Origin of the sequence: Micromonospora sp. CP22, from assembly GCF_009712475.1 — a bacterium.
GTDB lineage: Bacteria > Actinomycetota > Actinomycetes > Mycobacteriales > Micromonosporaceae > Micromonospora.
The window spans coordinates 49,290-75,929 of record NZ_VCJO01000020.1 but is presented as its reverse complement, the minus strand read 5'-3'; the positions used below and the strand labels follow the sequence as shown (position 1 = coordinate 75,929).

The following is a 26,640-nucleotide window of genomic DNA, read 5'->3' as shown; positions in this document are numbered from 1 at the left end:
CGACTCGGACGGCGGTCATGTGCGGTTGGTCAGCCGGCACAGCGGCAAGGTCGTCGAGGTGCAGGGCGCGGCCACCAATGACGGCGCGAACATCGTGCAGTACGCCGACTGGAACGGTGCCAACCAGCAGTGGCAACTCGTCCGGGTCGACGGTGGCGGCGGCGACCCGCCGCCGAGCGGTGGCTCCGGGTGCGGCAAGGCCCCGACGCTGTACAACGGCACGCACACCATCCAGAGCAACGGCAAGAGCCGTCAGTTCATCCTGCGGTTGCCGGCCAACTACAACAACAACAATCCCTACCGGCTGATCTTCGCGTTCCACTGGCGCGGCGGCACCATGCAGGAGATCTCCTCCGGCGGCACCAGCGGGAGCGCCTGGTCCTACTACGGTCAGCAGGAGCAGTCGAACAACAGCGCCATCCTGGTCGCACCGCAGGGGCTCGGCAACGGTTGGGCCAATTCCGGTGGTGAGGACGTCACCTTCGTCGACGACATGATCCGTCGGATCGAGAGCGACCTGTGCGTCAACCCGGCCCAGCGCTTCGCCCTCGGCTTCAGCTGGGGTGGTGGCATGAGCTACGCCCTCGCGTGTGCGCGGGCCACGGTCTTCCGGGCCGTCGCCGTCATCGCCGGGGCGCAGATCAGCGGTTGCAGCGGCGGCACCCAGCCGATCGCGTACTTCGGGTTGCACGGCATCTCGGACAACGTCCTCAACATCGCCCAGGGTCGAGGACTGCGCGACACGTTCGTCCGCAACAACGGGTGCAACGCCCAGAACCCGCCGGAGCCGGGTGCGGGCAGCCGTACGCACATCACCACGGCCTACTCCGGTTGCCGCGCCGGTTACCCGGTGCAGTGGGCGGCCTTCGACAACGGGCACATGCCAGGCCCGGTCGACGGCACGTACGGCGAGAGCGGCATTACCACCTGGACCAAGGGCGAGATCTGGCGCTTCTTCGCCCAGTTCTCCTGACCGGGTCGCCTGCGACGGCGGGTCACGGCCTCCCCGGCGGCATCATGTGCCGGGGGGCCGGGCCCGCCGGACGTCGTGCGCGAAGGTCAGCGTTGCAGGCGGGTCGGCTTCTCCGAGCCGCCACGCCGGACCAGCCACGCCTCGGTGATGTGGGTGAACATCGCCGTGGCCGCGCCCTCCGGATCGTGGGCGGCGATCCGCTCGTAGATGCGGCGGTGCCCACGGTTGGACGCCACGCACAGCGCGCGCTCGGTGCGGCCCATGTAGCGGGCCGTGTTCACCACCTGACTCTCCAGCGAGCGTACGACGCCCCGGGCGATGCGGTTGCCGGAGGCCTGCATGACCGTGTCGTGGAAGGCCCGGTCGTGCTCGTGGTAGGTGACGTGGTCGTCGACCAACTCGTCCATCCGGTCCACCAGCGCGCGCAGCCGGTCGAGGGTCTCCTGGTCGGCGACCCGGGCGGCGACGTTGGCCATGTCGGATTCCAGCAGGCGTCGGGTGACCACGAGGTCGTCGAGGATGGCGAGGCTGTCGTCCTGGGCGATGGTGGCACCGAGGACGAGCTCGTCGAGCATGTCCCACATCGACGGTGGGGTGACCATGGTGCCCGCGCCCTGACGGACCTGCACCAGCCCCTTCTCCTGAAGGATCTTCACCGCTTCCCGGACCACGGTCCGGCTGACGGAGAAGGTCTCGCACAGCACCGGCTCGGGAGGCAACGCCGTGCCGGACGGATGCACCCCACGGACGATCCGCTCCACCAGCTCGGCGGTGACGGCGGTGGCGAGGTTGGCGGGGCGTCGGGGCCAGACCGGGGCGGCCAGTTTCTCCAGGGCCGTCTCCTGCGATGGCGTCATGTCCCCTCCGATTGGCTCGTCATGCTGCGACGTCCTGGGTCAGTGTACGACCGATTGTTGACGTCACACGTCATACGAGTTATGTTCTTGATCACGTTGGCTGCGGCAGGCCGTCAGCCACTCCCCCCAGAGGTGAACAACGATGAAACAACGAGCATTGTGGTCAGCCGTCCTCGTTGTGGGACTGGCGACGGCAGGCTGTGGAAGTGCCAGTGACACGGGTTCCTCTTCCGGCGGCTCGACCGACAAGCTGGTGGTCTGGGACTGGAAGTCCGGTGAACCGTCGGCCAAAGCGTATATCGAGAAGGCGAAGGCCGACTTCTCCGCGAAGCACCCGGACGTGACGGTCGAGTTCGTCGCGCAGCCGTTCGACCAGTACTACACGTTGCTCGGCGCGGCCATCCAGTCCGGCAAGGGCCCGGACGTGATGCTGTTCAACGGCGGCGGTCAGATCCGCGACCGGGTCGACGCGCTGGTGCCGCTCGACGACTACGTCGCCGAGGACAAGCAGCGCCTCGCCGGGTGGGACGCCTTCACCAAGGACGGCAAGACCTACGCCGGGCCGGTGACGTTGCAGGGCCACCCGATCTACTACAACAAGGACCTCTACGCCAAGGCCGGTCTCGACCCGGCGAGCCCGGCAACCACCTGGGACAAGTTCCTCGCCGACTGCGCCGCCATCGGCAAGGTCGGTGCCAAGTGCTTCGCCCTGGGTAACAAGGAGGGCGCCGGAATCCAGTTCTGGCTGTCGGCGCTGGGCTCCGGCGTACTCACCGCCCAGGAGTACGACGACTGGATCGCCGGCAAGCGCGACTGGAACTCGCCCAACGTGAAGCGGGTCTTCCAGCTCTGGAAGGACGCCGGTGACGCCGGTCTGAACAACGACGGGGCCAACTCGACCGCGATGTTCAACGACGCCTTCGCGCTCTTCCAGTCCGCCAAGGCCGCGCACGTCATCGGGCTGATGTCGGACGTGGGGCACTGGAAGGACTTCAACGAGTTCCTCACGCCCGACAAGCTCGGCGTGATGAGCGCTCCGGTCGTCACCGCGGGCACCACCCCGAGCCTCGCCTACGACGGTGGCATCGGGTACGCGGTGGCGAAGTGGACCAGCGACCCCAAACTCGCCGCCGACCTGGTGCGTTCGCTGACCTCCACCGAGGCGCTCCAGGCGTTCTACGCCGAAGCCGGGGCGATCGCCTCGGACACCACCATCGACGTCTCGCAGGCCGGCCCGGCCGCCGCCACGATCGTGGGCCAGCTCAAGGGCGGTAAGCCCGCCCTGCACGTGGCGCTCTCCTCGAAGACCCTGGACCTGATGGGACGGGTCTCCCAGCAGCTGCTCAGCGGCTCGATCAGCGTCGACGAGGCGGTGAAGCAGCTGGCCGCTTCCGACCAGGCGGGCTGAGTTCGTGCCGATCGGAAACGTACAGCCGTCGGTCCGCCCGGTGTCATCCGGGCGGACCGACGCCGACCCGGTGGCGGCCGAGGCCACCGGCCGCCACCGCGGCACCCGGCCACGGCGGTCGCGTGGCGGCGCGCGTGCCGAGCGCTTCGCCCCCTACGTCCTGGTCGCGCCCGCCATCCTGATCATCGTGGTGCTGCGGCTCTACCCGCTGCTGCTCGGCGTCAACTTCTCCTTCACCGGAGACGGGGAGCGCAACGGCACCGTCGTGGGCATCGACAACTACCTTGAGCTGCTCGACGACTCGCTGTTCCGCACCGCGCTGGGCAACGTCGGGTTGCTGGTGCTGTTGCTTCCGGTGGCGGTCGCCATCCCCGGGCTGCTCGCCACGTTCATCTACCTCCGGGTGCCCGGACACCGCTTCTACCGCAGCGTCTACTTCTTCCCGGCGGTGCTCTCACCGGTCATCGTCGGCGCGATCTTCAACCTGCTGCTCGCCTTCGACGGCCCGGTCAACGCGGTGCTCGGGGCGGTCGGCATCGGCCCGGTGGACTGGCTCGGGGATCCCGACGTCGCGATGTTCGTGGTGGTCGGCGTCCACATCTGGGCCACCTTCGGCATGGCGCTGGTGGTGTTCCTGGCCGGGTTCGCCACCCTGGACTCCGCCCTGTTGGACGCGGCCCGGGTGGACGGCGCGTCGCTGCTCCAGGTCATCCGGCACGTGATCATTCCGGGCCTGTCCCGCACCATCGCGTTCGTCGCCGTCACCACGATGGTCGGGATGCTGACCTCGATGTTCGGCCTGCTCTACGTGATGACCAGCGGCGGACCGGAGGGCTCCACCTACCTTCCGGAGTACTACATCTGGATCCAGCAGGGGCAGATGAATCGGCCCGCCCTCGCCTCGGCCGCGTCGACGGTGCTCTTCGTGATCATGCTCGTCGTGGGGCTGCTCCAGGTGAAGCTGCTCAGGCGGGCGGGAGGGGAGGACTGATGACCCGCGTACGACTGAGCCGGTGGCTGCTGGCCATCCCGATGACGCTGCTCGCGCTGGCGACGATCTATCCACTGCTGTTCACCGTCAACGTGGCGATGAAGACCCGGCGGGACTACATCCTCGACCGGTTCGCCCTGACCGACGCCCTCCGCTGGGACAACATCAGCACGGCGTGGAACAGCGTCGGCATGGACCGGTACTTCCTCAACTCGCTGATCGTGGTGACGTCGTCGGTCGTGCTGCTGCTGTTACTCGGGTCGATGGCCGGTTTCGCCCTGAGCCAGCTTCGGTTCCGGGGTTCCTCGGCGCTGTTCCTGGGCTGCCTCGCGGGACTCTTCGTACCCTTCCAGGTGATCATGGTGCCGCTCGCCCGGATCATGGCCGACACCGCCCTCATCGACACGTATCCCGGGCTGGTTCTGGTCTTCGTGGCGCAGTTCCTGCCGTTCACCGTCTTCCTGATGACGAGTTACTACAAGACCATCCCGCGCGAGGTCATCGACGCGGCCCGGATCGACGGCAACAGCGTCTACGGCGTGTACCGCCGGATCATGCTGCCCCTGGGCACCCCGGCGCTGCTGTCGGTGGGCATCCTCAACGCACTGTTCTGCTGGAACGACGTCCTGATGTCGCTGGTGATGATGCCGTCGGCGGAGCACCGCACGCTCATGGTCGGCGTGACCTCGCTACGTGGGCAGTACTCCGACGACATTCCCACCTTCGCCTCAGGGGTGTTGATCGCCGCGATACCGGTCCTGGTGGTCTACCTCTTCCTCCAGCGCCAGATCGCCGACGGCGTCGCCGCCGGCTCCACGAAGGGCTGACATGCGCATCACCGGATATCGGACGCTCACCACGGTCCAGGAATGGGGGCGCCCGGTCGGCGACGCCAACGGCGTCTTCGCCGACGGGAAGGTCACCGTGCCGATCGTCGTCGTGGAGACCGACGAGGGACTGTCGGGTGTGGGCATCGGTCCGCATGTCGAGATCGAGCGGATCTTCGCGGCCATCGAGGGTGAAGACCCCCGGGCGGTGACCACGCTCTACGACCGGATGCTGCGACACACCTTCAAGGCCGGTCACGCGGGGCCGGTGTTCGGCACCATCGGCGCGCTCGACACCGCGCTCTGGGACATCAAGGCGCAGGCGGTCGGCCAGCCGCTGTGGCGGTTGCTGGGCGGGCGCGACCGGCGGGTGCCGGCGTACGCCTCCGGCCTGGACATCGGCCTGACCGACGACGAGCTCATCTCGGCGTACACCCGCTACGCGGCACACGGGCTGCGCGCGGCCAAGCTCAAGGGCGGCCTCGACATCGAGCGGGACCGACGCCGACTCCACCTGGTCAAGGAGGTCCTGGCCGATGCGGGCCACGGGCTGCGTCCCGGTCTGATGCTCGACGTCAACGAGGCGTGGACCCGCAAGCAGGCCGTCCGGCACGTGTGCGAACTCGAACGCACCCTCGACCTGATCTGGATCGAGGAGCCGGTTCGGCGCTGGGACGCCGAAGGGCTCGCCGCCGTCGGCCGGGGAGTACGCGCCTCCGTCGCCACCGGGGAGAACCTCACCGGGCTTGAGCAGTACCGCCCGCTGATCGCCGCCGGTGCGGTCGACGTCGTCCAGACCTCCGCGGTCGGGGGAGTGACCCACTTCCTGCGGGTGTCCGCCCTGGCGCACGCCTACGACCTGCCGGTCAGCCCGATCGGCAACAGCCCGCTCGGGCTGCTGCACGCCGCCACCTCGGTGCCCAACCACCTGACCAGCGAGTTGCAGGACCTCTGGCCGCCGGTCGGTGTCACCGTCGACCTGCACGTCGAGGACGGGGCGTTCATCCTCGGCGACTCGCCCGGACTCGGCCTGCGGGTGGACGAGCAGCGGATCCAACCCCCACAGGCACCGACGGTCGACGGCCCGAACGTGCGGCCGGAGGAGGCCGGGCGGCGGCTGCTGGCGGCGACGGACGGCGTCGTACCGGCCACCGGCCTGCCGCTGGCTCGGGCCGCCGCACCGACGTGCAACAGCAATCAGGTGTCCCCGACCGGATGTCACTGACGCCACAGACGGTGGGCCGGCACGAGTCGCGTACGGCCGTTGATACGGAGGATCGATGAAGGCAGTGGTCTACCGGGGAGCGCGCAACCTCGGAGTCGAGGAGCGTGAGCCGACGGCACCCGGGCCCGGCGAGGTGCGGATCTCGGTGGCCTACACCGGGATCTGCGGCACCGACCTGCACATCTACCACGGGGACATGGACGCCCGGGTCGGTGCCGCCGCGATCATCGGGCACGAGATGTCAGGGCGGATCGCGGCGCTGGGGGAGGGCGTCACCGGCTGGTCCGTCGGCCAGCCGGTGACCGTGCTGCCCACCAGGTGGTGTGGGCGGTGTGCCGCCTGCCGGCGCGGCAACTCGCACATCTGTCACGCCATGAACTTCCTCGGCATCGACTCGCCCGGTGCCATGCAGTCCTCCTGGACGGTACCGGCGGAACTGGTCCTGCCGCTGCCGGAGGAGTTGCCGCTCGACCAGGGCGCACTCGTCGAACCGGTCGCCGTCGCCGTGCACGACGTGCGACGGGGACAGGTGGCCGCCGGTGACCACGTGGTCGTCGTCGGCGGTGGACCGATCGGGGTGCTGATCGGCACCGTGGCTCAGGGCCGCGGCGCTCGGGTGCTGCTCGTGGAGCCGGACGCCACGCGGCGGGCCGTGGCGGGCGACATCGGGATCGAGGCCGTCGACCCGACCGCGACCGACGTGGCGGCGCTGGTCGACGAGCGTACCGACGGTGCGGGCGCCGACGTGGCCTTCGAGGTCTCCGGCTCTGCGGCCGGTGTCGCCACCGCGGTCGGGGTGCTGACCGCCCGGGGGCGGCTGGTGATGGTGGCGATCCACCCCCGGCCGAGGGAGGTCGACCTGCACCGGTTCTTCTGGCGTGAGCTGGAACTGCTCGGCGCGCGTCTGTACCAGCGCGACGACATGGCGGAGGCGATCCGGTTGGTCGCCTCCGGCGCGATCCCGACCCGACAGCTGATCTCCCGGGTCGCGCCGCCCAGCGCGGCGACCGAGGCGTTCGCCGCGCTGGAGGGTGGCGGTGTCATGAAGGTGCTGCTGGACTGGCAGGAGGGCGACCGGTGACGAATCTGTTCGACCTGTCCGGACGGACCGCGGTGGTGACCGGTGCCCGACGCGGCATCGGGCTGGCCATGGCCGAGGCGTTGGCGCGCGCCGGTGCCGACGTGGTCGGGGTATCGGCGAACCTGGAACCGCAGGAGAGCGAGGTGGGCCGCCGGGTGCGTGCCGCCGGGCGACGGTTCACCGCGCTGCGCGCCGATCTGGCCGACCGGGCGGCCGTGCGTCGGCTGGCCGACGACCTGATCGCGCTCGGGCCGATCGACATCCTGGTCAACAACGGTGGCACGATCGCCCGCGCCCCGGCCGTCGACCACCCCGACGAGATCTGGGACCACGTCATCGAGGTGAACCTGAACAGCCAGTTCGTGCTGAGTCGGGAGATCGGGCGGACGATGGTCGACCGTGGCCACGGAAAGATCATCTTCACCGCGTCCCTGCTCAGCTTCCAGGGAGGCATCACGGTGCCCGGGTACGCCGCGTCGAAGTCGGGCGTGGCCGGGCTCACCAAGGCCCTGGCGAACGAGTGGGCCGCCCACGGGGTGAACGTCAACGCCATCGCCCCCGGCTACATCGCCACCGACAACACCCGAGCCCTGCGCGAGGACCCCGACCGCAACCAGGCGATCCTGGCCCGGATCCCGGCCGGTAGGTGGGGCGCCGCCGACGATCTCGGTGGGGCCACGGTCTTCCTCGCCTCGGCGGCCTCCGACTACGTCAACGGGATCGTGCTGCCCGTCGACGGGGGGTGGCTGGGCCGATGACCGAGCCGACGCCCCAGATCGTCGACGCGCACCACCACCTGTGGGTCCGGGCGCGGCATCCGCAGCCGTGGATCGACCCGGTGACCATGGCGGCCATCGACGCCGACTTCGAGGTCACCGACCTCGCCCCACTCGCCCGGTCGGCAGGGGTCACCAACACCGTCGTCGTGCAGTCCATCGCCTCGACGAGGGAAACCCTGGACCTGTTGCGTACCGCAGCCGACGACGTCCTGGTCGGCGGCGTCGTCGGCTGGGCCGACCTGACGGCCGCCGACGTCGCCGCCCGCCTCGACCGGCTGCGCTCGGCACCCGGCGGGCAGCGCCTGACCGGCATCCGTCATCTCGTCCAGAGCGAGCCGGACCCGGCGTACCTGGACCGACCCGACGTGCGCCGGGGCATCGCCGCGGTCGGCGACGCCGGACTGGTCTTCGACCTGCTGGTCCGGCAACACCAACTGCCCATGGCCGCCCGGTTGGCGCACGACCTGCCCCAGGTGCGGTTCGTCCTCGACCACCTCGGCAAGCCCGCGCTGGGCACCCCGGAGTTCGACCACTGGCGGCGGGACCTGCGGGCCCTCGCCGCAGCGCCCAACACGGTGGCCAAGGTGTCCGGCCTGACGACCGAGGTGCCCCGGTCGCCGTGGACGGTGGACGATCTCCGACCTGCCGTCGACCACGCGCTCGACGTGTTCGGGCCGGACCGGCTGATGTTCGGCTCGGACTGGCCGGTGTCCCTGCTCGCCACCTCGTACCCACGCTGGATCGAGGCGGTCGCGCAGTTGCTGGGTGACCTCGACCCCACCGAGCAGGCGGCGATCTGGGCGGGCACCGCGCGGCGTTGCTATCGACTGGAGGCGTCGTGAACAGGCACGTACTGCCCCGTCGTACGGCGGTGAGCCTGACCGAGTTGGGCTTCGGCGCGGCCCAGGGCGGCAACCTGTACCGGGTGACCACGGACGACGAGTTCGTCGCCGCCGTCGACACCGCCTGGGCGGCGGGCGTGCGGTACTACGACACCGCGCCGCACTACGGCCTCGGGTTGTCCGAGCGTCGCCTGGGCGATGCGCTGCGGAGCAGACCACGCGACGAGTACGTGGTGTCGACGAAGGTGGGCCGGCTGCTGGTGCCGTCACCGGCCGACGCACACCTGCGCGACCCGGAGGGCTTCGACGTGCCCGCGAGCCACCGCCGGGTCTGGGACTTCAGCCGCGACGGGGTACGGCGTTCCATCGAGGCCAGTCTGGCCCGCACCGGCCTGGACCGGATCGACATCGTCTACCTGCACGACCCCGACGACCACTGGGAGCAGGCCGCCGGGGAGGCGGTGCCGGCCCTGGTCGAGTTGCGTGACCAGGGCGTGGTGGGTGCGATCGGCGCCGGCATGAACCAGTCCGCGATGCTCGCGCGGTTCGTCCGGGAGACCGATGTCGACGTGGTGATGTGCGCCGGTCGGTACACCCTGCTCGAACAGGGGGCGGCCGAGGACCTGTTGCCGCTCGCGCAGCGCAGCGGGGTGGGTGTGGTGATCGCGGGCGTCTACAACTCCGGACTGTTGTCGCGGGAGCGCCCCCCGGCCGACGCGCTCTACAACTACCAGCAGGCGCCGCCGGAGCTGATCGAGCGGGCGCGGCGGATCGCCGAGGTCTGCGAACGGTACGGCGTCACCCTGCCGCAGGCGGCGCTCGCCTTCGTCCGCCGGCACCCGGCCGTGGTCTCGACGGTGGTCGGTGTCCGCGACGGCGGACAGGCGGCGCAGACCGTACGGCGTTCGGCCGTGGCGGTCCCCGACGAACTCTGGGAAGCACTCGCCACCGCCGGGCTGCTCGCCGCGCCGGTGTAGGTCGTCTTGCTCGGGCACCGCCCTGGCGGGGCGGGTACGAGTCCGTACCCGCCCCGCCAGGAGCCGGTCAGGTGCCCGGTCGGGACCGGCTCCGGTGTCGAAGGCCGGTCCCGACGGGAGGTGACGGTCGTGGTGCGCGCCCGGTCAGGCCAGGCTGAACCGCCACTGCTGGTTGCTGCCGCTGTGGCAGTTCCACTGCAACAGACGGGCACCGTCGGTGGTGGCACCGCCGTTGACGTCGACGCAGAGCCCGCTCAACGTGCTCTTCATCGTGTAGACCCCGCTGGTCCCGGTGGACGTCACGGTGAACTTCTGTTGGTTGCTGTTGTTGCAGGTGGCCTGCTGGAGGAAGGCACCGGCGCTGGTGGAGCCGCCGGTGATCTCCGCGCACTTGCCGCTGTGGACGGCCCGCAGGTAGACGGCACCGCCCCCGGCGTCGACCGCCTGCCACTTCTGGTTGTTGCCGCCGGTGGCCGCCCACTGGTGGATCTGGGCGCCGTCGGCGGTGGACACCCCGTTGACGTCCATCAGCTTGTTGCTGTGTTGGGCGGTGATCGTCCACGTCCGGCCGGCTATCCCGCCACCGCTGTCACCGACTCCCACGCCCGGACCACCGAAGGTGTGCGAGTCGAGGTCGAACCAGTTGTTGGCACTGCCCTTGAACACCAGGTACAGGGTGTGGGTGCCGGCCAAGGGGGTGACGCTGACCGGCGGTGTCGACTGGTAGTTGTCCCATCCGCCGGTGCTCGGCACCGGGGTGGTGGCCAGCAGCGTTCCGGTCGGCGATCCGGCCCGCAGCTCGATCGAGCCGCCGCCGGAGGGCGACGACAGCCGGTAACTCACGCTGGTGATGCCGGACAGGCTCATCGGCGTGAAGGCGATCCAGTCGTTGTTGGAGATGTCACCGATGCGCTTGCCGCTCTCCGCGCCGGCCTGGTCGATGATCCGGGTGCCCGACTGGCTGCTGTAGTACTCGGCCTGCTTGTGCTTGGGCTGGAGGATCACCTGGGCACGCCCGGTGAGTGGTGCGGCGCCGCCCGCGCCACCGTTGTCGGTGTACCGCGCGTTGAGCACGTAGAACAGGTTCGCGCCGTCCGGGTGTCCGCCGAGCAGGTCGGTGGGGATCGTTCCGGAACAGCCGGCGTAGTCCGTGGTCTCGTGCGCGTGGTCGTCATGCCCCAGGGCGGGGTTGAGGAAGACCTTGGAACAGTCGATCGTCCCGCCGTCCGGGTCGGTGACGCTGATCTGGTAGGAGACCCGGTCGCCGAAGGTGAGCATGCCACCGTTGGCCGGTGTGGTGATGGTGACCACCGGTGCGGTGTTGCCGACGGTGATCTGCACGTTGGCGAAGCCGGACTTGCCCGAGCTGTCGGTCACCTTCAACTGGGCCGTGTAGTTGCCGTTGTTGGTGTAGACCTTCGACGGGTTGGCCGCCGTCGAGGTGGTGCCATCGCCGAACGTCCACAGGTAGCTGATCGTGTCGCCGGGGTCGGGATCCATCGATCCGGCGCTGGAGAACTGCACGGTCAGCGGGGCGCTGCCGTTGGTGGGCGTGCCGCTGGCCTTGGCGATCGGGGTCCGGCCACCCTGCACGTAGTCGATCCGGTAGAGGCCGGAGTCACTGTTGCCGCCACCGAAGTTGGTGCCCCACTCCAGCAGGTAGAGCGAGCCGTCCGGGCCGAATTCGAGGTCCATCGGGCTGTTGAACCTGGTGTTCGGCAGGAACGGGTTGGTGCGGGTGACCGCGGTGGCCGAGTCGAAGTGCACCTCCTTGATGTAGTCGCGCGACCACTCGTAGAAGAAGTGGACACCGTCGTAGTACGGCGGGAACTTCGTCGCGGACGGGTTCGAGGCGTCGTAGCGGTAGACCGGCCCACCCATCGGCGCGGAGCCACCCGACCCCAGCTCGGGGAAGGTCTGCGAGCTGGGGTAGCCGTACCACAGGTTGGGTGCGACGACCGGCTGAAGGTTGGTCAGCCCGGTGTTGTTGGGCGAGTTGTTGACCGGAGCGGAGCAGTTGAACTTCGCGCCGACCACGCCGGTGTCCGGGTTGTAGGGCGCGTACGGCTGGTTGTTGCCGTGGCAGAACGGCCAGCCGTAGTTGCCCGGTGCCTTGATCACGTTGAGTTCGACGAGGCCCTCGGGGCCCCGGTTGGTGGTCGGTGGGTTCCGGTCGGGCCCGTAGTCGGCCAGGTAGACCCAACCGTTGGCCGGGTCGATCGAGAAGCGGAACGGGTTGCGGAAGCCCATCGCGTAGATCTCCGGCCGGGTCTGCGCCGTCCCCTGCGGGTAGAGGTTGCCCGACGGGATGCTGTAGCCGCCGTTGGCGGAGGGCCGGATGCGCAGCAGCTTCCCGCGCAGGTCGTTGGTGTTGCCCGCGGTACGCGCCGCGTCGAGCATGTGCTTGCCCGGACGCCAGTCCAGCGGGGCGTAGCCCTGCCAGTTGGGGTCGAGGTTCGGCGGAACGTCGTCACCGGTGCCGATGTAGAGGTTGCCGTCCGGCCCGAAGGCGATGTACCCGCCGGTGTGGCCGGGCTCGGGGTAGGTACGGTCCCGGTACGCCGGGATGTCGATGATGGTGACCCCGCTGGACATGTTCAACGTGTCGCCGTTGAGCGTGTAGCGGGACACCCGGTTGACGTCGGTCGAACTGCTGGCCGGCGAGTGGTACAGGTAGACGTACCCGTTGGTGGCGAAGTTCGGGTCGAGCGCCACGCCGGTGAGTCCGTCCTCGCCTCCGGTGTAGACACTGAGCGTGCCGGCGGTGACCGTGCTGTTGGTGCTCGGCTTGAAGATCTTGACCTGACCGCCACGCTGTACGTAGATCACCCGGCCGTCGGGGGCCACCGCGAGCGCCATCGGGTCGACGGTGTTGCTGTCGAGGGTCCGCTTCTCGAAGTTGCCCCAGACGGTGCCGCCGCAGTCACCCGGCTCGTTGCCGGCGGCCCACTTCACGCCGCCGAGGACGTGGTTGCGGAAGTGGGTCTCGCTGTAGGACTCGCTCGCGTGTCCCATGGCCGTGGCCCAGACCCGGCCACCGCCGGTGTTACGGCACCAGGAGATCGGATGGTCGGGGCCCATCGCCCGGGAGCCCGGGTTGTACGTGCGTTCGTCGGCGGTGACCAGGACGTGCACCTCACCGCGCGGGTTCTTGTCGAAGTTGTACCACTCCTCGCTGCGGTTCCATCGGTCCGGCAGGCCGGCCGTCGACGGGTGCTTCTTGTCGGCGACGATGGCGGTGCCGGGCAGGACGCCGGGGGAGTGCTCCGGCATGTGGGCACCCGCGTTGATGGTCTGGTCCCACCACGGGTACTCGCCCTCGATGCCCATGTCGGTGGCGTTGTGGATGGCCACGATGCCCTTGCCGCTGGCGAGGTAGCCCTCCACCGCCTGGCGTTGGCTGGCCGACGTCCACACCATGCCGGACGTCTGGAACATGATCAACACATCGAAGGTGGCGAGATTGGCTGCCGTGAAGACACTGGAGTCCTCACTGTGCACCAGCTCGAAGTTGTTGGCCGCAGCCTGCTGCTGGAACATCGAGACCCCGGCCGGGATCGAGTCGTGCCGGTAGCCGGTGGTCTTGGTGAACAACAGGGCGCGGAAGGCCGGAGCAGCCGATGCCGGCTGGACCAGCGCGATCGCCAGTACCAGACCGGTGATCAGTCCGATGATGGCTGTTTTTCGACGCATGCCGTCTCCTCGTCGGGGCGGAGCAAACAGGGGCGCTACCACGAGTCAGGTCACCCCCCGGGGCGCGTCCGCCGACGCCCGCCGGGATGGCGGGCGGGTGCGGTTGTCGCACGGGCTCGGCGTACCGGAGCGGCGCCGCCGGCCGTTACGCAGAGTCACGTTCGGGTGGAGCCCGGCTCCTGGTGGCAAGGAGCCTAGATAGATAGGGACATGTACATAAATGAATGTTAACGCAAACATGTAGGCGGGAATGATCAATGGCACGTGCGTTCCCCAGTGGACCTGACCCGGCGTCGTTGCCTGCCATCGGCCCGGCCGGGAGTCCGGGAAGATCGGGGATTGCGCACCTATCCCCGAGCATCTATCTTCATACGTGCGATGTTTCGGTTGTGTCAAGCGAAAGTTTGAGCACGACAACAGGAAGCATCGCTTGCGATATCTAAAGCCAGGCGACCGGTCGGTCGGAAGTGGATTCTGAGGTGGCGCATCGATGCCCTTGGCGATTACTACCAGTAAGGAATCCTGATGTCGGATCGGCCGCAGACGCCACTGCTCGCCCTGCGCGGCATCAGCAAGTCCTTCTTCGGGGTGCGCGTCCTCGACGGGGTTGATCTCGACGTCGCCCCCGGTGAGGTGCACGCCGTGGTGGGGGAGAACGGTGCCGGCAAGTCCACCCTCATGAAGATCATCTCAGGTGGGCACGCCCCGGACGGCGGTGTCATCGAGTTCGCGGGACTACCACGCGTGTTCGGTGGCCCACGAGAGGCGCAGCGGGCCGGCATCGGCATCATCCACCAGGAGTTCAACCTCCTGCCGGAACGCACCGTCGCGGAGAACGTGTTCCTGGGGCACGAGCCGAGGCGGCGCGGTCTGGTCGACCGGCGACGGATGCTCAGCCGCACCCGGGAGCTGTTGGCCACCATCGGCGAGACGGCACTGCCCGCCGACGCGGTGGTGGGCCGCCTCGGAGTCGCCCAGCAACAGGTGGTGGAGATCGCCAAGGCGCTCGCCCTCGACGCGCGACTGCTCATCATGGACGAGCCCACCGCCGCCCTGGCCGACCACGAGGTCGAACTGCTCTACGGGCTGGTGCGGCGGCTGCAACAACAGGGCATCGGCCTGCTGTACGTCTCGCACCGGCTGACCGAGGTCTTCGACCTGTCCGACCGGATCACGGTCCTCAAGGACGGACGCCGGGTGCGGACGATGCCCACCGCCGAGGCCACGGCGGAGGATCTGGTACGCCAGATGGTCGGTCGGGAGTTGTCCAGTTACTACCCCGACCGGGCCGCCCCCGAGGACGTCGGAGCGGTCCGGCTCACCGTGCGCGGCGGCGGGAACCGCAAACTACGCGACATCGACCTGGACCTGCGCGCGGGTGAGGTGCTGGGCGTCGGTGGCCTTCAGGGCTCCGGACGGTCGGCACTGGCCCGCGCGTTGTTCGGGGTCGAGCCGTTCACCACCGGTCTGGTCACGATCGACGGTAAGCCGGCCCGGCTGCGCTCACCGCGTGCGGCGACGCGGGCCGGCGTCGCGTACGTCACCGAGGACCGCAAGGGCGAGGGCATCGTGGGCCGACAGTCGGTGCTCGACAACGCGCTGCTCGCCAGCCGGGCGGTCCTCCCGCTCCGCTCGGGCCGCGCCGCGCGCACCGTACGCGTGCGTGAGCTGCTTGCCACCGTCGAGGTCCGGGCCGCCGGTGACCACCAGGAGATCCGGTTTCTGTCCGGCGGCAACCAACAGAAGGTGGTGTTGGCCAGGTGGCTCGCACTGGACCCGTTGATCCTGCTCTTCGACGAGCCCACCCGGGGGATCGACGTGGGCGCGAAGTCGGCGATCCACGATCTCGTCCGTCGGCTCGCCCGGTCGGGCGCGGCGGTACTGATGATCTCGTCCGAGTTGCCGGAACTGCTCGGCATGAGTGACCGGATGCTCGTCATGCGCGACGGCCGGATCGCCGGTGAGCTGTCCGCCGGTGCCACCGAGGAGGACGTGGTGGCCCTGGCCGTCGGCACGGTACGCGGGGCGGCGGCGTGAGTGGGCGCGGCGGACGGGCCATCGGATTCGGCGGCCTGAGTACCGCGTCACTGCGGTCGGCTCGGCCGCCCGTGCCGGGCGTGTTCGTGGCGTTGGCCATCACCTTGGCGGTCGGCTGGCTGATCGTCATGATCGACGGCGGTCAGCTGTTCAACCAGGCGACGACGGTGAGCCTGCTGCACGTCGCCGCCGGGCTGGGCCTCGTCGCGGTCGGCCAGACCCTGGTCATCCTCGGTGGTTCACTCGACCTGTCGGTCGCCTACGTGATCAGTCTGAGCACCCTCGTGGCGGCCGAGACGATGAACGGCAGTGACGGCGCACTGCTACCGGCGGTCGGCCTCGCGCTCACCGTCAGCGCCGCTGTCGGGCTGCTCAACGGGCTGCTCGTCACCCGGCTGCGGATCAACGCCTTCATCGCCACCCTCGGCGTCGGGCTGCTGCTCAAGGGCTACCTCGACAACGGCTACGACGGGCCCGCCGGCAGCACCTCCCCGACGCTCGTGCAGACCCTCGGCTACCAGCGCATCGGTCCCGTCCCGCTGTCCTTCCTGCTGCTGGTCGCGGTGACCGGGGCGTGCTGGTTCGCGCTAACGCGGACCCGGTTCGGCCACCACCTGGTCGCCGTCGGGGGCGACCCGGAAGTCGCCCGGCTCTCCGGCGTGCGCAACGAGCGGGTCCTGGTCGTGGCCCACGTGCTCTGCTCACTCTGCGCCGGCCTGGCCGGGATCTACCTGGCCAGTCGGCTCGGTTCGGGCGCCCCACGGGTGGGCACCGAGGGCCTCTACGACCTGGAGTCGATCGCGGCGGTGGTCATCGGTGGCACCGCTCTCGCCGGTGGCCGGGGCGGGGTCATCGGCACCCTCGGCGGTGTCCTGCTGCTCGCCAGCATCGACGCCATCTTCAACCAGCTCGAAGTGGACGCCTTCTTCAAGCAGGTGATCCGGGGAGCCATCATCATCGCCGCCGTGGCCGTCTACGCCCGCCGGAGCATGCGAAAGGCGGCGATCTGAGATGCGACTCGTCCAGCGTCGCCCGCTGCCGTCCCGGCTCGCCCGGGTACGCTCCGGTGGCCTCCTGCCGCTGATCGCGATACTCGCGGTGCTGTTGGTGCTGATCACCGTCCGGCAGCCCGACTTCATGGCGCCGCCCTCACTGATGTCGTTCCTCGGCCGATCAGCACCGCTCATCCTGCTCGCCGCCGGTCAGTACTTCGTGATCGTCTCCGGAGAGTTCGACCTGTCGGTCGGCTCCCTGGTCACCGCGCAGGTCGTGGTCGCCGCGCGGCTCATCGACAGCGACCCGTCCCGGACCTGGCCGGTGGTGCTGGTGCTGCTCGCCGGTGGGCTGCTCGTCGGGCTGGTCAACGGGTTGATCACGACGCGACTGCGGGTGCCCTCGTTCATCACCACCCTCGGCATGTTCCTGATCCTGGTGGGGGCGGTCTACCTCTGGTCCAACGGCGCACCCAAGGGCGGGCTCTCCGAGGAGTTCCGCCGGTTCGGTCGGCGCGCGTTCGAGGACGTGCCAGGGCTCGGGCGCATCCCGTACGCCCTGGTGATCCTGCTGGTCCTCGCGACCCTCGCCGTGCTGTTGATGCGCTCCGACTTCGGTCGGGTCCTGGTCGCCGTGGGGGACAACCCGCGTACCGCGGAGCTGAGCGGCGCCCGGGTGCACCGGACCCGGACGATCGCCTTCATGCTGAGCGGCCTCGCCGCCGCGGTCGCGGCGATCCTGATCGGCGGCTACAGCGGAGTGTCCTTCCAAGCCGGTGCCGGGCTGGAGTTCGGCGCCATCACCGCGGTCGTCCTCGGCGGCGTCGCCCTGGGCGGCGGACGGGGCTCGGTCGTCGGGGCGATGCTCGGCGCGCTGACCCTCGAACTGCTGTTCACGCTCATGAACTTCTACGGCGTCTCCGGCGCGCTCAGACCAACGGTCCAGGGCGCCATCATCCTGTTCGCCGTGGCGGTTTCGACCCGACGTTCCACGTCGAGATAAGGAGATTCTGTCAGTGAAACGAGGCATGGCGGCCACGGCCGCGCTCATCCTGTTGTCCCTTGCCGCCTGCGCCACCGACGAGCCCGCCGCGACCCCGTCGGACTCCTCCTCCGCGCCCGCCGCCGGCACCGGGGAACAGTCGAAGTTCTTCGTCCAGGCCGACTACGACAACGAACTCGCGCTGCTCGACGCCGCGCCGACCGGCCCCGCCGACAAGCCGTGGGAGCAGGTGCTCAACCCGAAGATGGTCGACACCGCCAAGTTCAAGAAGGCGGGCCCGCACAAGATCTGCTTCTCGAACGCGGCGCTGAACAACCCGTGGCGACAGGTCGGCTTCAAGACCATGCAGGCCGAGGTCGAGGCCCAGGGCGACCGGATCAAGGAGTTCGTGCACGTCGACGCCGAGGGCAAGGACCAGAAGCAGATCGCCGACATCAACGACCTGCTCGGGAAGGGCTGCGACGCGCTCATCGTCTCGCCGAACACCACCGCCACGCTCACCCCCGCGGTCGAGGCGGCCTGCAAGGCTGACCTGCCGGTCGTCGTCTTCGACCGTGGCGTCGACACCGACTGCCCGGTGACCTTCATCAACCCGATCGGTGGGTACGGGTTCGGTCACGTCGGCGCGGAGTTCGTCAGCCAGCGGATGAAGCCCGGCGGGAAGGTCCTCGCGCTGCGTATCCTGCCCGGCGTCGACGTGCTGGAGACCCGCTGGTCCGCCGCGAAGGTGGTGTTCGACAAGGCGCAGGTCGACGTCGTCGGGGTGGAGTTCACCGACGGTGACCCGGCCAAGACCAAGAAGATCGTCAACGACTACATCCAGCGGCACGGCACCATCGACGGCGTCTGGATGGACGCGGGTGCGGTCGCCGTCGCGGCGGTGGAGGCGTTCCAGGACGCCGGTCAGCCGGTACCTCCGATCAACGGCGAGGACCAGCTCGACTTCCTGAAGCTGTGGAAGGACGAGGGTCTCACCGCGATCGCGCCCACGTATCCGACCTACCAGTGGCGTACGCCGATCATCGCGGCGCTGCGGATCCTCGACGGCCAGCAGGTGTCGGCCCCGTGGAAGCTGCCGCAGCCGACGATCACCCAGGAGAACCTGGACAGCTACCTCGATCCGGAGATGCCGCCGCTGCACTACGCCATGTGCGGCTGCACCGACCTGCCGGGTTACCCCCAGCGCTGGAAGTAGGTGCTCGTTGCGTGCCGTCGGTGTCAATCCCTGGGTGTGGACCTCACCGGTCGACGACCGGGCGCTGACCACTGTGATCCCACGGATCGCGGCGCTCGGTTTCGACGCGGTCGAGCTGCCGATCGAACAGCCGGGTGACTGGGATCCGTACCGGGTCCGGGACCTGCTCGCCAGGTACGGCTTGGCCGCTGCCGGCGTCTGCGCGGTCACCCCACCCGGGCGGGAACTCGTCAACGCGGAACCCGCCGTGGTGCAGGCCACGGTGGCGTACCTGGACAGTTGCGTGGACAGTGCGGCGATCATCGGTGCGCCGTGCGTCGGTGGGCCGGTCTACGCGTCGGTGGGCCGGACCTGGCGGATGACGCCGGCGGAACGCGCCGCCTGTTACGTGGACTTCCGTCGGGCGCTGGCCCCGGTCGCGGAGCGGGCCGGCGAGCGGGGGGTCTCCATCGGTGTGGAGGCGCTCAACCGCTACGAGACGAGTGTGGTCAACACGCTCGAACAGACCGTGGAGATGATAGACGGTCTGCCGTCGAACGTCGGCATCATGATCGACACGTACCACATGAACATCGAGGAGGCGAACCCGTACGCGGCGCTGGCCGCCGTGGGTCCGTACATCAAGCACGTCCAGGTCAGCGGCACCAACCGGGGAGCGCCCGGGTCGGACCACCTGGACTGGCCCCGGTTCCTCGCCGCCCTGGCCGCGACCGGTTACTGGGGCGCGATCTGTATCGAGTCGTTCACCCCGGAGAACGCGACGATCGCGACCGCCGCCTCGATCTGGCGTCCGCTCGCCCCGTCTCCGGATCGGCTCGCGGGAGACGGGCTGGCCTATCTCCGCAGCATCCTGGGCTGATCCGCGCCGCCGCCCTCGCGGTGATCTCCGGTCGACGGGGTCACCGCGAGGGCGGTTCACGGTTTCGGGGACCAGATGGCGGTCGATCCTTGCGAAGACATCATTCGTATGATGAACTGCCGTCCAATTGGCACCCACCACACCGCACCGCCCAGGTAAGGAGACCCCCGTGTCCGTACCTCCGACCCCCACCGCACCCCGACGGGTGCTGGCCGTGGCCACGGCCGTGGCGTTGACCGCCGTGGCCACCGTGGCCGCTGTCACCACCGCCGCCGCCCCCGCCCTCGCCGCGACCACCACCCTCTACGCCTCCCCCTCCGGTGGCGGCAGCAACTGCACCGCCGCCCAACCGTGTTCCCTGACCACAGCGCAGTCCGTCGTCCGGTCGATGAACGCTTCGATGTCGGGCGACATCGTCGTGCAGCTGGCCGACGGCGTGTACCGGCTCTCGTCGCCGCTACGGTTCACCGCCGCCGACTCCGGCACGAACGGCTACCACGTGATCTGGCAGGCGGCACCGTCGGCCCGTCCGGTGATCAGCGGCGCGCGGGCGGTCACCGGCTGGACGCAGGTGGACGCCGGCCGCAACATCTGGCGGGCCAACGTCGGTGCCGGAACCGACACCCGCCAGCTCTACGTCAACGGTGCGCTCGCCACCCGCGCCCGCACCCAGGTCAACCGCGCGGACTTCACTGCGGACAGCACCGGCATGCGGTTCACCACCAGCGCACTGAGCTACCTCAACAACCTGGCCAACCAGAGCCGGATCCAGATGGAGAGCGTCAACTCGTTCACCGACCGGTACGTCTCGGTGCAGAGTATCAGCGGCAACCTCATCCGGATGCAGCAGCCCGGCTGGAGCAACAACAACTTCGGCTACGACACCTTCACCAGCCCGCACCGGGCCGGACCGCTCTACCTGACCAACGCCTACGAGTTCCTGGACTCGCCGGGGGAGTGGTACCTCGACTCGGGTAGTGGCGCACTGTTCTACATCCCGCTCGCCGGGCAGAACATGAACAGCGTCAGCGTGGAACTGCCGACGCAGCAGTCCCTGGTCAACCTCGGCGGGACCTACGCCGCACCGGCCCACCACATCAGGTTCACCGGGATCACCTTCACCGGCACCACCTGGCTGGGCGCCAGCAGCAACCAGGGCTACGTGGACCAGCAGACCGGCGCGTACATCTACGGCAACTGGAGCTGGCCCGCCTTCAACTCCTGCCACAACGGCTGCCCGCAGTTCGAGGCCACCCGGCCGAACTGGCAGCAGATGCCCGCCGCCGTGCAGATCTCGGCCGCCAACAACATCACCTTCAGCGATTCCCAGTTCGTCAACCTGGGACAGACCGCGATCGGGATCGGCAACGACGCCAACGCCCACGCCAGCGGGGTGGGCCTGGGAGCCAGCGACATCACCATCACCCGCTCCGAGATCGCCCGCAACGCCGCCGGTGGCATCGTCGTCGGTGGCGTACGCGCCGACGCCCACCACCCCAGCGACCAGCGGATGGTGAACCGTGACATCACCATCAGCAACAATCGGCTGCACGACCTCGGGATCGAGTACCGCGGCATCGTCTCGGTGCTCACCACCTACGTCACCAACGCCACCGTCTCGTACAACGAGGTCTACAACATGCCGTACACCGGCATGTCCCTCGGTTACGGCTGGGGTGCCAACGACGCGGGCGGCAGCGACCACTACGCCGGCCGGGGCCTGTACAACTACCAGCCGCGTTACACCACCCCCACCACCGCCAGCAACAACCGGCTGATCGGCAACTACGTGCACGACGTGATGCAGCAGATGAACGACGGCGGCTGCATCTACACTCTGTCGGCGAACCCGGGTGGCCTGATCAGCGACAATTACTGCCTGCGGACCAACGGCCACTTCGGTCTCTACTTCGACGAGGGATCCCGCTACTACACCGCCCGCACCAACGTCTTCTCGTCCACCGGTACCTGGGCGACCGCCAACTACTGGTACGCCGAGAACATGGGCAACTTCACCGTCACCAACAACTGGTCGACCAACGGCAGCACCAACGTGACCAACGGCGACCGGGGCAACGTGGTGTCCGGCAACGTGACGGTGACCAACGGGAACTGGCCCTCGGGTGCCCAGGCCGTGATGGCCGGTGCCGGTCCCCAGGGCGGCGACGGTCAGCAGAACGTGCAGATCGTCGGCGCACAGTCCGGTCGGTGCGTGGACGTCGAGGGCGCGAGCACCGCCAACGGGGCACAGGTCAAGCTCTGGGACTGCCACGGCGGGACGAACCAGCGATGGACCTACACCGCCAGCCGGCAACTGATGGTGTACGGCAACAAGTGCCTCGACGCCTCCGGTCAGGGCACCAGCAACGGCACGCTGGCGATCATCTGGGACTGCAACGGTCAGGTCAACCAGCAGTGGAACGTCAACTCCAACGGCACCATCACCGGCGTACAGTCCGGGCTGTGCCTCGACGCCAGCGGCTACGGCACCACCAACGGCACGGTGATCCATCTGTGGACCTGCCACGGCGGCACCAACCAACAGTGGAACCTGCGTAACTGACCGACCGACGAGTGGGGCCGGCACACCGTCGGCCCCACTCGTCCACCCGCCCCGATCCGGAACGCCCTACGCCGGAGGCTGGCGCGGACCGGAGTGGTCGAAGGCGCCTGAAGAGGGCTGACTACCGTAACATCGGGCTGTTCTTCCCTGGGCGGGTGCGGAGGAGACCGCATGGACGATGTGACCCTCCGAGCCCTCCGGCTGCTGGAGGAGGCGCAGGCCGGCAGCGCGGCCCAGGTGCTGGCGGAGGCGGTTGCGGCGCTGCGGGAACCGACCGGGGAACTACGCGACGGCCCGGCGGCGATGCATTTCGTCCGCGTGGTGGCCCTGACCCGGCTCGGGGACCTGCGCGCCGCGATCGCCGCCGCCGAACTGATGCTGGTCGCCGCCGAGCGGGAGAACAGCGCCGGGTGGCGTTCCTGCGCGCTGTCGCTGCGGGCCGACCGGCGGTTGCGCCTCGGCGATCAGGACATCGCCGAGTACGACATCGAGGCCGTGCTGCGGGATCTCGTCCGGGCGGAGACGGCGCTGTTGGCCGGGGAACCCGATCCGGTCATCGAGGGCAACGCCCGCACCGGGCTGGCCATCGGTTACGCGAAGCTGCGGCTCTACGAGCTGGCGGCGCCACAGTTCCAGGCGGCGTACGAGACGACCTGCCGGCCCGGGTACCCGGACAACGGCAACCGGGCGATGTGGCTGTGCAACCTGGCGGAACTCAACCTCATGTGGGCGCTGGAGCTGTACCAGGTGGGCCAGGTCGCCGAGGCGGAGAAACACACCACGGCTGCCGAGGAGCACGCGGTGCGGGCGGTCACCGAGTCCTCCGGGCCCAAGGCGGAGGTCTGGCGGCTCTCCGCGTCGCTGTTCGCGGCGTGCGCCCGCGCCGACCGTCAGGACCCGGCCGGTGCGGCCGAGGACATCCCCCGGTACCTCGCGTTGTTGCAGGCGCACGGCGTCGAAGAGCGGCACCAGGAGCAACTGCTGTGTCGGCCGTTCCACGCCGTCGCGCTCAGCCGGTCCGGGCGACCGGGCGAGGCGTTGCGCGTCATCGAGGAGGCGGTGGCCGAACTGTCACCCGACCACGACTGGCTGATCACTGCGGCGCTGCACCGTACGCACGCGGTGCTGCTCGCCAAGGACGGGGTACGCGACGCGCTGCCGGGCCTGACCTACGGTGACGCGCTCGCGGAGCTGCTGTGGCGTCAGCGGCACCGGTGGCTGCACGCGGCGGTGACGATGCAGTCGTACGACACGCTGCGGTGGCAACACGAGCGGGCCGAACGGGCGGCGCGGATCGACCCGCTCACCGGGGTGGCCAACCGGCGTGGCCTGGACACCTTCCTGGAGAACCTGGCCTCTGCCACGGAGACCGCGACCGATCCGGTGGCGGTGCTGATGGTGGACGTGGACCGGTTCAAGGCCGTCAACGACTCGTTGGGGCACGCCACCGGCGACGACGTGCTGCGGGCGGTGGCGCAGGTGATCGAGACCAGCGTCCGGCGGGACGACTTCGTGGCCCGGCTGGGCGGTGACGAGTTCGTCGCGATCCTGCCGGGCGCGGATCTGAGCGCCGCCGAGCAGGTCGCCCACCGGGCGGTCGACGCGGTGGCCGGATTGACGGCGTGGTCGGTGACGGTCAGCGTCGGAGTGGCCAGCGGTTCCGCGTACACCGTCGGGGAGACGCTCGGGACGGCGGACCGCGCGATGTACGCGGCGAAGCGGTCCGGCGGAAACCGGGTGAGCAGCCGCCAGACTGGTACCTGACCAGGAGCGACACATGGACATCGAGCCGGTCGACGCCGCGCCGACGCGCGGATTCGGCCGCGTGGTGCTTCGGCAGCGTTGGGACGATCTGGTCTTCCTGCACTGGCCGGTCGAGCCGGAGCGGGTCGCACCGCTGCTGCCCGTCGGCACCCGCCCCGACACGCTCGACGGGCTGACCTATGTCGGGCTGATCGGCTTCCGGATGGTCGGTCTGGGGCTCGGAATCGGTCCCGGCGTGCCGTACTTCGGCAGCTTCTGGGAGACCAACGTCCGGTTGTACTCGGTGGACGGCGCCGGCCGTCGGGCTGTGGTGTTCCGTTCGCTCGACGCGTCCCGGCTGGTGCCGGTGCTGGTCGCCCGGGCGACCCTGCGGCTGCCGTACATGTGGTCGTCGATGGGGTTGGCCCGCGACGGCGACCGGCTCAGCTATCGCTGCCGGCGCCGCTGGCCCGGCCCGACCGGCGCGACGAGCCGGATCGAGGTCCGGGTCGACGACCCGATCGCCGAGCCGACGCCGCTGGAGCATTTCGTCACCGCGCGGTGGGCCCTGCACACCCGGGCGTACGGGCGTACCCTGCACCTGCCGAACTGGCACCCTCGCTGGCCGCTGCACCGCGCGGAGCTGCTCGCCCTGGACGACGAACTGGTGACCGCCGCCGGGCTGCCGCCGCCGGACGGACCACCGACCAGCGTGCTCTACTCGCCGGGGGTGCCGGTCGTCTTCGGCCCGCCCCGGGCGACGGCCGTCAGAGGTGACTGAACAGCGGGGGAAAGAGCAGCACCACGACCCAGGCCCATCCGGCGTATACCGGTAGGTAGCCGGTCTGCCAGCGTTCCAGGGCCGCGAACGGGGCGCGACGGCGGACGAATCCCAGCATCAGCCACGCCGACCAGGCGAGATTGGCCAGCAGGATGACGTTCTCGCCGAGCGCCGCCGCCTTGTTCGGGGTGGTGCCGTACTCGGTGATCCGTTCGGTGATCGCCCACAGCACCAGCACGTCGATGACGAGCGCGCTGACCACGAGGGCGAGTTGCAGCCGGTCGAACAGACCGGGCGGGGCGAGCGGGTCGCGGGCCGAGATCGAGTAGAGCAGCAGGCCCAGCACGACGACCAGCAGCAGGTCGAACAGGATCAGCGCCTCCCGTTCGACGTCGATGCCGGCGGTGGTCCAGACGACGGCGACCAGGAAGGCCAGCAACGCGGCGGTGAACAGCGGCGTGAACAGCCGGGTGAGTACCGGGGCGATGTTCTCCACGACGCTCTGTTTGGCCTCGACGAGCCAGCCCGCCACCACCACCGCGGCCACCACGCCGCAGGGCAGCAACCACTGGGAGACGAAGCCTTCCGGGTCGATCCCGATGGCTTCGAAGGTGCCGACCGTGAAGGCGGTCAACACGCCGCCGCCGAGGGCGATGAGGACGAAGTAGACGAAGCATTCGCCGGTGAAGCGGATGAAGTCCATGCGTCGTCGCGACGAGTGCGGGTCGTCGGCCACGTACGCCAGGCCGACCACGAACCACAGGGCGATGGGCAGGTGGATGGTGGTCAGCACCAGCGACTGGGAGTCGTCGGCGAGCGGGTAGGCGTTGGCGGCCACCGCGCCGAGCACGAACAGCGCCACCAGCACCGCGATCAGCGCCGTACCGGCCCGCCGCCGCCAGGCCAGGTACGCAGCCAGCCAGGGCAGTGCGAACAACGAGAAGTTGGGTGCGTAGAAGGCGGCATCCTGCTGGAAACCGAAGCCGAACAGCTCGGGCACCTTGATCGACACGGCCGCGCCGACGGCGCAGATGATCATCGCGATCAGGTCGCGTCGGGACTGGTCGGCCGTTGCCGGGTCATCGCCGCCGCCGGTCAGCACCAGTTGCTTCCACAACCGCTCCGAGTGTTCCCGGGCGAACTCGCGGGACAGCTCGTCCAGGCCGCCCAGCCGCTTGACGGCCACCAGGAACGCCTCGTCGGGACGCAGCCCGGCGGCGACGAGTTCGTCGACCGAGCCGCGCAGATGGTCCTCCAGCTCCTCGGTGTCGGAGCGCTGCAACTCGGGGCGACGTCGTACGTAGTGGCGCTACTGGTCGAACTGGGCCTCCAAGGCGTCCGGTTCGGCGGACCCCGGGCCGGACGGGCCGTGCCGGGTGGTCGTGTCCTGCTGGTCGGGCGACGCCGTCGTGCCGTCCGGGCCGCCGGGCGTGGTCATGCCAGACCTCCGAGCGGAGTCGCCGAGGAACGCCGGACGTCGCCGGGGTCGACCCAGATCGCCTTGAGGGCGCTCACCACGGTGTCCCACTGGCGCTGCTGCTCGGCGAGTTCCGCGAGGCCGCTGCTGGTGATCCGGTAGTACTTGCGTCGCCGCTCGCCGGGGACCGACTGCCAGCTCGACTCCACATGGCCGAGCCGTTCGAGCCGGTGCAACAGGGGATAGAGCAGGCCCTCGGTCCAGTCCAACTCGCCGCCGGACAGTTCGTTGATCCGTCTGAGGATCGCGTAACCGTAGCTCTCACCGTCGGCCAGGATGCCCAGCACCATCGGCGTCGCCGAGGCGGCGACGAGATCCTTGGTGACCTTCATCGGAC

General features: G+C 69.4%; 21 protein-coding genes and 1 pseudogene. 17 read left to right on the top strand and 5 right to left on the bottom strand.

Going from position 1 to position 26,640, the window contains the following annotated elements:
* Nucleotides 1–973 (top strand): RICIN domain-containing protein (locus FF096_RS23115; protein ID WP_155221657.1); only part of this gene is annotated, 973 nt, incomplete at its 5' end.
* Nucleotides 974–1,059: 86 nt separating this feature from the next.
* Here the strand turns inward: FF096_RS23115 and FF096_RS23110 are convergent.
* Nucleotides 1,060–1,830 (bottom strand): FadR/GntR family transcriptional regulator, encoded by a 771-nt coding sequence (locus tag FF096_RS23110; protein ID WP_155221656.1) that lies wholly within the window; start codon nucleotides 1,828–1,830, stop codon nucleotides 1,060–1,062.
* 253 nt (nucleotides 1,831–2,083) lie between these two features.
* Between FF096_RS23110 and FF096_RS23105 the strand changes: the two genes are divergently transcribed.
* Genes FF096_RS23105 through FF096_RS23070 form a run of 8 tightly spaced genes read left to right on the top strand, consistent with a single transcriptional unit; the run spans nucleotide 2,084 to nucleotide 9,960 of the window.
* A complete protein-coding gene (locus FF096_RS23105; RefSeq protein ID WP_309223811.1) occupies nucleotides 2,084–3,238 on the top strand; it encodes an extracellular solute-binding protein in 1,155 nt (384 codons plus the stop codon).
* Nucleotides 3,239–3,278: 40 nt separating this feature from the next.
* Nucleotides 3,279–4,229 carry a sugar ABC transporter permease gene (locus tag FF096_RS23100; protein WP_309223810.1) on the top strand — a complete coding sequence of 317 codons (951 nt, stop codon included), beginning with the start codon at nucleotides 3,279–3,281 and terminating at the stop codon, nucleotides 4,227–4,229.
* Nucleotides 4,229–5,056 carry a carbohydrate ABC transporter permease gene (locus FF096_RS23095; RefSeq protein ID WP_155221654.1) on the top strand — a complete coding sequence of 276 codons (828 nt, stop codon included), beginning with the start codon at nucleotides 4,229–4,231 and terminating at the stop codon, nucleotides 5,054–5,056. Before FF096_RS23100 ends, FF096_RS23095 begins: the two co-directional genes overlap by 1 nt.
* 1 nt (nucleotide 5,057) lies before the next feature.
* A complete protein-coding gene (locus FF096_RS23090) occupies nucleotides 5,058–6,281 on the top strand; it encodes a mandelate racemase/muconate lactonizing enzyme family protein (protein WP_155221653.1) in 1,224 nt (407 codons plus the stop codon).
* 55 nt (nucleotides 6,282–6,336) lie between these two features.
* Nucleotides 6,337–7,362: a zinc-binding dehydrogenase gene (locus tag FF096_RS23085; RefSeq protein WP_155221652.1), complete on the top strand. Its 1,026-nt coding sequence runs from the start codon at nucleotides 6,337–6,339 to the stop codon at nucleotides 7,360–7,362.
* Nucleotides 7,359–8,120 carry a 2-dehydro-3-deoxy-D-gluconate 5-dehydrogenase KduD gene (gene kduD / locus FF096_RS23080; protein ID WP_309223809.1) on the top strand — a complete coding sequence of 254 codons (762 nt, stop codon included), beginning with the start codon at nucleotides 7,359–7,361 and terminating at the stop codon, nucleotides 8,118–8,120. The genes FF096_RS23085 and kduD overlap by 4 nt, the downstream gene beginning before the upstream one ends.
* The gene (locus FF096_RS23075; protein WP_155221650.1) at nucleotides 8,117–8,983 is read left to right on the top strand and encodes an amidohydrolase; all 867 of its coding nucleotides are present in this window, start codon (nucleotides 8,117–8,119) and stop codon (nucleotides 8,981–8,983) included. Before kduD ends, FF096_RS23075 begins: the two co-directional genes overlap by 4 nt.
* The gene (locus FF096_RS23070) at nucleotides 8,980–9,960 is read left to right on the top strand and encodes an aldo/keto reductase (protein WP_309223808.1); all 981 of its coding nucleotides are present in this window, start codon (nucleotides 8,980–8,982) and stop codon (nucleotides 9,958–9,960) included. Before FF096_RS23075 ends, FF096_RS23070 begins: the two co-directional genes overlap by 4 nt.
* Before the next feature lie 144 nt (nucleotides 9,961–10,104).
* On the opposite strand, the gene FF096_RS23065 is transcribed toward FF096_RS23070, so the two are convergent.
* Complete coding sequence (locus tag FF096_RS23065; protein ID WP_155221649.1) at nucleotides 10,105–13,653, bottom strand: ThuA domain-containing protein; 3,549 nt, start codon at nucleotides 13,651–13,653, stop codon at nucleotides 10,105–10,107.
* 525 nt (nucleotides 13,654–14,178) lie between these two features.
* Between FF096_RS23065 and FF096_RS23060 the strand changes: the two genes are divergently transcribed.
* From FF096_RS23060 to FF096_RS23025, 8 genes are all read left to right on the top strand, one after another.
* Nucleotides 14,179–15,690 carry a sugar ABC transporter ATP-binding protein gene (locus FF096_RS23060; RefSeq protein ID WP_155221648.1) on the top strand — a complete coding sequence of 504 codons (1,512 nt, stop codon included), beginning with the start codon at nucleotides 14,179–14,181 and terminating at the stop codon, nucleotides 15,688–15,690.
* Nucleotides 15,687–16,700 carry an ABC transporter permease gene (locus tag FF096_RS23055; protein WP_309223807.1) on the top strand — a complete coding sequence of 338 codons (1,014 nt, stop codon included), beginning with the start codon at nucleotides 15,687–15,689 and terminating at the stop codon, nucleotides 16,698–16,700. The genes FF096_RS23060 and FF096_RS23055 overlap by 4 nt, the downstream gene beginning before the upstream one ends.
* Before the next feature lies 1 nt (nucleotide 16,701).
* Nucleotides 16,702–17,685 carry an ABC transporter permease gene (locus tag FF096_RS23050; protein ID WP_155221647.1) on the top strand — a complete coding sequence of 328 codons (984 nt, stop codon included), beginning with the start codon at nucleotides 16,702–16,704 and terminating at the stop codon, nucleotides 17,683–17,685.
* A gap of 13 nt (nucleotides 17,686–17,698) precedes the next feature.
* Nucleotides 17,699–18,880, top strand: coding sequence for a substrate-binding domain-containing protein (locus tag FF096_RS23045; protein WP_309223806.1), 1,182 nt, complete (start codon nucleotides 17,699–17,701; stop codon nucleotides 18,878–18,880).
* A gap of 34 nt (nucleotides 18,881–18,914) precedes the next feature.
* Nucleotides 18,915–19,739: a sugar phosphate isomerase/epimerase family protein gene (locus FF096_RS23040; RefSeq protein WP_309223805.1), complete on the top strand. Its 825-nt coding sequence runs from the start codon at nucleotides 18,915–18,917 to the stop codon at nucleotides 19,737–19,739.
* 169 nt (nucleotides 19,740–19,908) lie between these two features.
* Complete coding sequence (locus FF096_RS23035) at nucleotides 19,909–22,302, top strand: RICIN domain-containing protein (protein ID WP_309223804.1); 2,394 nt, start codon at nucleotides 19,909–19,911, stop codon at nucleotides 22,300–22,302.
* Between the two features lie 171 nt (nucleotides 22,303–22,473).
* Nucleotides 22,474–24,066 carry a diguanylate cyclase gene (locus FF096_RS23030; RefSeq protein WP_155221645.1) on the top strand — a complete coding sequence of 531 codons (1,593 nt, stop codon included), beginning with the start codon at nucleotides 22,474–22,476 and terminating at the stop codon, nucleotides 24,064–24,066.
* A 13-nt stretch (nucleotides 24,067–24,079) separates the two neighbouring features.
* Nucleotides 24,080–24,826 (top strand): YqjF family protein, encoded by a 747-nt coding sequence (locus FF096_RS23025; RefSeq protein WP_155221644.1) that lies wholly within the window; start codon nucleotides 24,080–24,082, stop codon nucleotides 24,824–24,826.
* On the opposite strand, the pseudogene FF096_RS23020 reads toward FF096_RS23025, so the two are convergent.
* From FF096_RS23020 to FF096_RS23015, 3 genes and pseudogenes are all read right to left on the bottom strand, one after another.
* Nucleotides 24,813–26,117, bottom strand: a pseudogene (locus FF096_RS23020) (permease prefix domain 1-containing protein); the annotation flags it as partial. The gene FF096_RS23025 and the pseudogene FF096_RS23020 sit on opposite strands and share 14 nt — an antisense overlap.
* An 18-nt stretch (nucleotides 26,118–26,135) precedes the next feature.
* Nucleotides 26,136–26,264 (bottom strand): hypothetical protein, encoded by a 129-nt coding sequence (locus FF096_RS27125; protein ID WP_255456693.1) that lies wholly within the window; start codon nucleotides 26,262–26,264, stop codon nucleotides 26,136–26,138.
* Complete coding sequence (locus tag FF096_RS23015) at nucleotides 26,261–26,635, bottom strand: PadR family transcriptional regulator (RefSeq protein WP_155221643.1); 375 nt, start codon at nucleotides 26,633–26,635, stop codon at nucleotides 26,261–26,263. Before FF096_RS23015 ends, FF096_RS27125 begins: the two co-directional genes overlap by 4 nt.
* Nucleotides 26,636–26,640 lie beyond the last annotated feature (5 nt).

Coding starts and splice junctions, on each gene's coding strand:
- FF096_RS23065 (WP_155221649.1), bottom strand. CDS start 13,653: ATGCGTCGAAAAACAGCCATCATCGGACTGATCACCGGTCTGGTACTG.
- FF096_RS23060 (WP_155221648.1), top strand. CDS start 14,179: ATGTCGGATCGGCCGCAGACGCCACTGCTCGCCCTGCGCGGCATCAGC.
- FF096_RS23085 (WP_155221652.1), top strand. CDS start 6,337: ATGAAGGCAGTGGTCTACCGGGGAGCGCGCAACCTCGGAGTCGAGGAG.
- FF096_RS23050 (WP_155221647.1), top strand. CDS start 16,702: ATGCGACTCGTCCAGCGTCGCCCGCTGCCGTCCCGGCTCGCCCGGGTA.
- FF096_RS23025 (WP_155221644.1), top strand. CDS start 24,080: ATGGACATCGAGCCGGTCGACGCCGCGCCGACGCGCGGATTCGGCCGC.
- FF096_RS23075 (WP_155221650.1), top strand. CDS start 8,117: ATGACCGAGCCGACGCCCCAGATCGTCGACGCGCACCACCACCTGTGG.
- FF096_RS23090 (WP_155221653.1), top strand. CDS start 5,058: ATGCGCATCACCGGATATCGGACGCTCACCACGGTCCAGGAATGGGGG.
- FF096_RS23095 (WP_155221654.1), top strand. CDS start 4,229: ATGACCCGCGTACGACTGAGCCGGTGGCTGCTGGCCATCCCGATGACG.
- FF096_RS23030 (WP_155221645.1), top strand. CDS start 22,474: ATGGACGATGTGACCCTCCGAGCCCTCCGGCTGCTGGAGGAGGCGCAG.
- FF096_RS23015 (WP_155221643.1), bottom strand. CDS start 26,635: ATGAAGGTCACCAAGGATCTCGTCGCCGCCTCGGCGACGCCGATGGTG.
- FF096_RS23110 (WP_155221656.1), bottom strand. CDS start 1,830: ATGACGCCATCGCAGGAGACGGCCCTGGAGAAACTGGCCGCCCCGGTC.
- FF096_RS27125 (WP_255456693.1), bottom strand. CDS start 26,264: ATGACCACGCCCGGCGGCCCGGACGGCACGACGGCGTCGCCCGACCAG.